The sequence below is a fragment of the Hephaestia sp. MAHUQ-44 genome, from assembly GCF_023806085.1.
Classification (GTDB): Bacteria; Pseudomonadota; Alphaproteobacteria; order Sphingomonadales; family Sphingomonadaceae; genus Sphingomonas.
Window position 1 is genome coordinate 1 of the sequence record NZ_JAMSLX010000029.1, and the last position, 5,939, is coordinate 5,939.

Here is a 5,939-nt window from a genome sequence, read left to right on the forward strand (position 1 = left end):
ACGCAGGTCCATCGAATAAGGTCGCGCCATGCTCGCTGGCCTCCATGCCCAGCCAGCATCTTGAATCACATCTATACGCCCTCGTGAATCCCCTATCGATTCAATCCCACGTCATCCCGCTCTAATATGTCGCGTTCCATCCGTGCTCGGCCCAACTCGCGCCGCAGCCGCGCGATCTCGGACGCCTGATCTGCCGGCGATGCCATCGTCGATACTGGCGGCTTCGCCGCCGGGTTCGCGGGCACGCCCCCCTCCTGTAACTTGCGCTGCCAGCGACGCAGCATCGTCGGCATGATCCCAAGCTCGCCTGCCACCTCAGTCTGCGGGCGACCGCTCGTCTCCCAAAGCGCTACCGCCTCGCGCTTGAACTCGTCCGTGAACCGACGCTTCGTTGCCTTCGCCATCAAAACACCTCCTGGCTCCGCAGAGCCTATCATTGGTGTCCGTCAAACCGGGGGAAGATCAACATTGCCCGGTAGCCAGGTTCTGTGCCGGAGCCAGCGGGCGCCCGGGTCGCCTTGAAACCATACTGACGTAGGGTCTTAAGCTTGAACCGCCGCCATAGAGACCGTCCTTAAATACTGGCTTGTCGGCGATCTCGACTGCGGCTGGAAGCGTGATAACCGATTTGCCGGCGCGTAAAAGGCGGAAACAAGGGCGTCCTGCCTGGGCCGGAATTGTTAAGATCTGCAGGCCGGCGCCCACAGATTGCCTCCAGACCTTCCCATTAAGTTCAATTTGTAGAATGCCTGGCTCTTCGAGAAAGCCGATCAACTCGATGTTATTGGAAATCGGAGTTGAGCCGCGGAGTTGATATTTCTGCCCGATAGTCGTTTCTGTAGGATCGAAAATCTGACTACGAAATGTATAAAAAAGCGCGTCTCTTTTTATGTCAGGAGGCTGTCCATTCTTGAACCAAAATATGTAATAGGCCGCCAAATCATAGAAAATGAATTGCGTTGTGCTCGATGGCGCGATCTCGGTTGCTTCCGAATAATCATTCCAGGTGATGACGTGCACCCATGGCGCCTCCGATTCAATCGCAGCGCTCCACTGGCTCCGGAACGTCTCGCTATTGCGCGCCTCCCATAACAGCCCGGATTTGGGACGGAAATCCTGAGGGGCGACAGGCATCATCACGGGGAGGCCGGTCACACGCGTTAAGTGACGCGCTTCGGCCAGTTGGGATGGGCCGCTTGAAGGAGTTCGTTCCCCCCAGAAAGTCAAACCATCCGCGACAGGCACGAAGGTTGTCAACTGCGCAATCGCAAGAGTTTCGGGGACCAGCGCAATAGGTTGGCCACGCGCGTCCATACGGGCCTTTAGTTCCCTCCAGAACGAAAGCGGCCGGTTGTCCGGCTTGAAGGGAACGACCAGCAACCGGCCATCGTCCAGCCGAAATCCCGCAGGGTGACGGTAGAAAATATCCAGCGTGGTAACGAGATCGCTTACGGTCGCGTCTGTAAGTGCGTTCATATCGGGTTCGACTGCGATACGGAAATTCGATGAAGATGCCGCGGCTGCGTCAAGCAATAGCATTGTCCATTCCCAATGCTGTCCCTTCGTCGCGATCAAATCGACCAGGAAGCCATCAAGTCCAATCCGGGCGGCTCGTGTGACCTCGATCGCCGCGTTGATCGCGAACGCCCGATTTTGCGGCCAAAGTTGCGTTGGTAACGGGCGCTGCCAAACACCGAAGCGCTGCACCAATTCCGAATCTTGCTCAGCGCCCGTTGGCAAGAGGCCGCTATACCTATCGTCGGTAGGTGGCTTGTTATCGAATGAGATGGGCAGTGACGGCATGTAGTCGGCCAAGACGGTTCGGTCTTTGTGTCCTGACTGATCCACTATAAACGGAAAATTCCCCTTCGGACTTTCGCGCTTGACGAAGCTCTGCGCGGTGATGGCGATCTGGCGCCAGTCTTCTGCCGTAAGAGTGGGCTCTGTGGGCGCCGACCTTACCATTCCTAAGCCTACCGCCGGCCCTGCCATAGCCAGTAGCATCGCTGGAAACCACAGAAATACTCTGTTCATCACCGCTGTTTCACGCCCACATATGTATCAGCCCATGCGACGGGTTTCGCTTGATCCGCGAATGCGTGTTCGCATATCGCAGAATATCAAACCCTAGTGCGCGGGAATAGCTGCACGAAATCGGCATAGGCGACCCAATGGTTTTCAGGTTGTATTTTTACATTGGCTATTATGCTATAAACCTCCTTACGTTAAAGGACAAGGTTGCTCTCATAGTCACGCTGCCAATGTTTTTCCTCGTATTGCTTAATGTTTCTAGAATAAAAGACAAATATTTTACAGTTCAAGATATAATTTCTCTTCTGATATATTTATTTTTTGTAATTGAGCCTCTGCAAATGATAGACCACGGGAGGATTGGAGTATCCGGCCCCGTCAGCAGGGTTGTTTACACCAACGTAGAGCTTGTTACTGCATCATCTATTGCTTTAGTATTTTACGCTATATTCATTATAACTACGAATTATTTGTCGAATCCTAAGGTGCCCATCAAGATATTTCTGATAGAAGATAAAAGATCTATATTTGTATTTATTTCCACTGTATTTGCTTTTTCAATATTTGTTTGGTTGAAGGGTGGATTTTCTGGCGTTTTCGCTTCGCGCTATGAGCGCCTCGCAGAGCTTCAGAGTCAAACGAGTGAAAATGCTATCGGCGCCCTAATAATGGTATGTGCTGGCGTGATAACAATGGGAGCAACTATTCTTGCTGCACTGACGAAGCCAAGATTAAATCTCACACTCATATATTTTATAATTTCTATATCAATTGTATTAATTTGCTTCAACCCGTTCAACACATCAAGATTTGCACTTTTATCGGCATATGTTCCGATTGTCCTCGTGTTTACGAGGGGTGAGATTAGGGCAATTGCGTTCTATGTGGCATCGATGATCGGCGTCGTCGTAATTTTTCCTATCCTTAATATAACAACTCGTTTTGGCGTCGGTGGTTTAGCCGAGCATAGGGAAGAAATAGCAACGGATATATTATCTATTAAGTTTATGGATATTTATGATCTTTTAGCAGAGTGCGTGAGATACGTTAACATCCACGGGCATGATTATGGAGAGAAGCTATTCGCGAATCTGGTAAGCTTCGTTCCGAGGGTCTGGTGGCCAGAAAAGCCGGTCATTGGGGGGCTCGACATCGGATATGAAATGTTTTCAAACGGCATATTCGGAACGGCTAATGTCTCTCAGATGATCGCGGCAGATGGATATATGGATTTCGGATTCTTTGGTGTATCTCTGGTGGCCGTATTAGTCGGAATATTTGTTCATACATTCGTGTTCAAAAGAAGGTACATCATCAACGGCCACAATTTGTTTGGTTATATTTTTATTGCCGCTCTTCCTATTCTGCTCCGCGGCCCGCTCACTGCTGTATACCTGACATTCCTTGCGCAGGTTGCGATGTTGATGATCGCGCGGAAGCTATGGGCTCGTGAATTGCCGCTCCCGGACGGCACTCGACCTTCTGGCGTGAATGCTGCCATTCCTATAAGGCCCTCCGGCAAAGCTACCGGGAATTCCAACCTGTTTACGCGAACGTATCGTGCGACACATTCACGCTGACGAGCTTTCTAGAAGGCTGTGTGGAATTCGACGGCACCCGATGTCGACCACTAGCTATCTGCTAATGTCGCATTCGATCTGGGTCATAAGGTTGGCCGCAGCTGCTTCGATTGTAAAACGAGCAAGAAAACTTTCGCGCGCTCTTTCACCCATTCGTTTGCGTTCCGAGCACTCCAGTCCCAGAAAGCGCGCCAACAGCCGGCATGAGCCCTCATGGGTGTCCGGTTCGACCAGCCCAGCTTTGTCTGCGGCCACCTCTCTCCATATATTAACCTTGTCGGAAATCAGGACCGGCTTGGCACAGGCCAGCGCCTCGGCAACGACGACCCCGAAATTCTCCTGATGCGAAGTCAGTACGAAGGCTTCACATCCTCGAAACGCCCCCCATTTCTGATCGCCTTGCAGCATCTCTGGGAAATGGACCCGATCTTCGAGATGAAGGTCACCTACCTGCGCCTTGAGGCGATCCACGAGCCCCTCATGGTCGGGGCCTGCGATTACGAGATCCAAGTCCGATGCCCGATCAGCGATTGAGGCGAAGGCATCAATCAAAAGATCGCATCCCTTTTTGGGATGCACACGACTTAAAAACAAAAGATAACGTCGCTCGCCGAGTGCTGGGACGGCATGCCGAAACGCTGCAATCTGCGCAGTAGAGTTCCCGCTTACGTCCGCAGTGCCATAGCCCACCACGCGCGCGTTCGCACGATAGGGCCAGAATGCCTTATCCGCGAGCATGCGCTCCTCCTCAGTGGTGAAGAGGACCCCGCGCGCATGCCGCAACAGTGGCCCTTCACTGCCAAGCCAGAATAGCTGCTTGAGCCATCCCTTGAGCGGATAGGTTTTGCGGAACCAAGGGTCGAGCATGCCATGCGTGAACACAAAATAGGGAGTTGGCCCGCCGGCAAGTGCCAAGCGCGCTGCCATCGACGAATAATTCCACAGGCCAGCTACAATCACGGCATCATAGCGCGGCGCGTTTGCCTTGATCCATTCCACGACCCCCGGTGCATAGCGATAGCGAGACCACGGTGTCCGATTGCGAGGCTTCCCTAATGCGTGAACTACGGCAGGAACATCGGCGAGGAACGATGCGTCAGGCGCGTCCAGCGTCATGAGTTCTTGCTGATGGCCTTGCCGCGACCACATCTCTCCAGCACGGAGCGCCCCTTCGACCGGACCGCCATCTCGCGGATCGGCAGAAGCGAGAATGTGCAATATCCTGGTCAAAACGCAACTCCGCTCTGGCTAATAGGGGCTCTCGCCCTTTATCGGCATTTTGAACGCGCGATCGCTCCATCCACTTTGTGCGCCGATCTCCGGGTTGCGGCGATCCCCTGTGGCTGGCATGAGCCGCGCTGACGGCTCCCCGGTGGGCCGCCTTCGTTATGGAGTATCGCATGGCTGGAACTGCCCAATCGATCAAGGAGCATTTCTATCCCGAGGCGGCCGTTGGCGGTTTCAGCCGTGTGGACGGATCGATCGAATTCTATACCCGCATCGCCGCGTTGATACGGCCGACGGACCGGGTTCTGGATTACGGTGCGGGGCGAGGCGCCCAGATCTCCACCTCATCCTCAGGCTACGCGCGTTGGCTCAAAACGCTCAAAGGGCGGGTCGCGCATGTCGAGGGATGCGATGTCGACCCCGTCGTGCTCGAGAATCCCTATCTCGACCATGCGGAGATTTTCGATCCGGCAAAGCCCTTGCCTTATCCCGACGCCAGCTTCGATCTGATCTATTCGAACTGGGTCTTCGAACATGTCGCCGATCCCGAGCAGGTTTCTCGCGAGTTGTTGCGGGTGACCAAGCCGGGTGGCTATATCTGCGCGGTGACGCCCAACAAATGGGGCTATATCTCGCTTGCCGCACGGCTTGCTGGCAACAGCCGCCATGTGCCGATGCTCACGCGCATCCAGCCGGATCGTTTCGATGTCGATGTTTTCCCGACATGCTATCGGTTGAACACCCCTGGGGCGATCCGCAAGTATTTTGGAAAATCGACAAAAGTAATAGTCTACGGCATGTCATCAGAGCCATCTTATTACTTCAACAACAAGTTAGTTTATCGAATTTTTAATTTAATTCACAAAATTACGCCTGCTCGTTTCCATACAGCGCTGTTCATTTTTCTCAGGAAAAATACGGAAGACTAGATTTCGTCTTGAGATTTTGAACTTGATCTATCGTCGATGCGGCAGACTAGAGTCAGATGACCTCATGCTGACCCGTATCCTGCGTTGAGCAGATAGTTGCGGCATTCTGCTGGCGGGAAGGCGTCGAGCAAGGTGCCGATGCGTCGCCATGTTGTTTCGTGGGATCGTTCGG

General features: G+C 53.2%; 4 protein-coding genes and 2 pseudogenes. 2 read left to right on the forward strand and 4 right to left on the reverse strand.

Annotation, left to right across the window (positions count from 1 at the left end):
- Positions 1–116: 116 nt before the first annotated feature.
- Positions 117–404, reverse strand: a pseudogene (locus NFE57_RS16430) (transposase); the annotation flags it as partial.
- 58 nt (positions 405–462) lie between these two features.
- Positions 463–1,815 (reverse strand): glycoside hydrolase family 71 protein, encoded by a 1,353-nt coding sequence (locus NFE57_RS16435; RefSeq protein WP_252136672.1) that lies wholly within the window; start codon positions 1,813–1,815, stop codon positions 463–465.
- A gap of 356 nt (positions 1,816–2,171) precedes the next feature.
- Between NFE57_RS16435 and NFE57_RS16440 the strand changes: the two genes are divergently transcribed.
- Positions 2,172–3,611, forward strand: coding sequence for an O-antigen polymerase (locus tag NFE57_RS16440; RefSeq protein ID WP_252136673.1), 1,440 nt, complete (start codon positions 2,172–2,174; stop codon positions 3,609–3,611).
- A gap of 54 nt (positions 3,612–3,665) precedes the next feature.
- Here the strand turns inward: NFE57_RS16440 and NFE57_RS16445 are convergent, their stop codons facing one another.
- The gene (locus tag NFE57_RS16445; RefSeq protein ID WP_252136674.1) at positions 3,666–4,841 is read right to left on the reverse strand and encodes a glycosyltransferase; all 1,176 of its coding nucleotides are present in this window, start codon (positions 4,839–4,841) and stop codon (positions 3,666–3,668) included.
- Positions 4,842–5,011: 170 nt separating this feature from the next.
- Between NFE57_RS16445 and NFE57_RS16450 the strand changes: the two genes are divergently transcribed.
- Positions 5,012–5,767: a class I SAM-dependent methyltransferase gene (locus NFE57_RS16450; RefSeq protein WP_252136675.1), complete on the forward strand. Its 756-nt coding sequence runs from the start codon at positions 5,012–5,014 to the stop codon at positions 5,765–5,767.
- Between the two features lie 62 nt (positions 5,768–5,829).
- Here NFE57_RS16450 and NFE57_RS16455 read toward each other — a convergent pair.
- Positions 5,830–5,939 (reverse strand): annotated as a pseudogene (locus tag NFE57_RS16455) (IS630 family transposase); the annotation flags it as partial.

What these genes read in the sequence shown, in the direction of transcription:
- NFE57_RS16450 (WP_252136675.1), top strand. Translation starts at nt 5,012, where the DNA reads ATGGCTGGAACTGCCCAATCGATCAAGGAGCATTTCTATCCCGAGGCG.
- NFE57_RS16440 (WP_252136673.1), top strand. Translation starts at nt 2,172, where the DNA reads ATGGTTTTCAGGTTGTATTTTTACATTGGCTATTATGCTATAAACCTC.